At 54.8% G+C, this 823-nt stretch carries 1 protein-coding gene; it reads left to right on the forward strand.

The window, feature by feature from the left end; translation table 11 throughout:
* Nucleotides 1-81: 81 nt before the first annotated feature.
* On the forward strand, nucleotides 82-823 hold a 742-nt coding region (locus R5H23_RS16840; protein WP_317216129.1), incomplete at its 3' end, for an IS5 family transposase.

Raw genomic sequence — 823 nt, forward strand, 5'->3', positions numbered from 1 at the left:
GTGGAGGGTTCGAAAAACCCCCTGGTATTGAGGTCTGCTCTGTGATTCCATTTCCCCTTAGTTGATTGGGGATGATGAAAGATGAAGCAGCCGGGTTTCTTTGATGTTGAAGAACGGCTTGCCCGCTTGAGCGGGCTTGGTGATCAGCTCGAAGCATTTTCCCGGACTGTGGATTTTGAAGTCTTCCGCCCTGACCTGGAGAAGGCTCTGGCGTATTCTGACGGAAGCAAAGGCGGACGACCGCCATTTGATCCGGTGCTGATGTTCAAAATTCTGGTGATCCAGACGCTCAACAATTTGTCTGATGAGCGGACGGAATATCTGATCAACGATCGCCTCTCCTTTATGCGTTTCCTTGGTCTGGGACTTTCGGATCGGGTGCCGGATGCCAAAACGGTCTGGCTGTTCCGCGAGCGTCTGACCCAGGCGGGTGCGATCGAAGGGCTGTTCAACCGCTTTGATGCGACCCTGCGCAACGCCGGGTATTTACCGATGTCAGGCCAGATCCTGGATGCCACACTGGTAGCTGCTCCAAAGCAGCGGAACACCAACGCAGAGAAAGCCGATCTTCGGGAAGGACGTATTCCTGAAGACTGGCAGGACAAACCCGCAAAGCTGTCGCACAAGGATCGTCATGCGCGCTGGACACTGAAGTTCACGAAGGCGAAGCGGCAGGATGATGGAACCATGCCCTCCAGCGATCTCGCCATCCCGTTCTTTGGCTATAAATCGCATGTTTCCATCGATCGGAAATACCGGTTCATCCGGAAATGGAAAACAACGCATGCCGCCGCCAGTGATGGCGCGCGATTGAGAGAGGGGC

It is taken from the genome of Gluconobacter sp. GP1, assembly GCF_032913585.1.
GTDB lineage: Bacteria > Pseudomonadota > Alphaproteobacteria > Acetobacterales > Acetobacteraceae > Gluconobacter > Gluconobacter cerinus.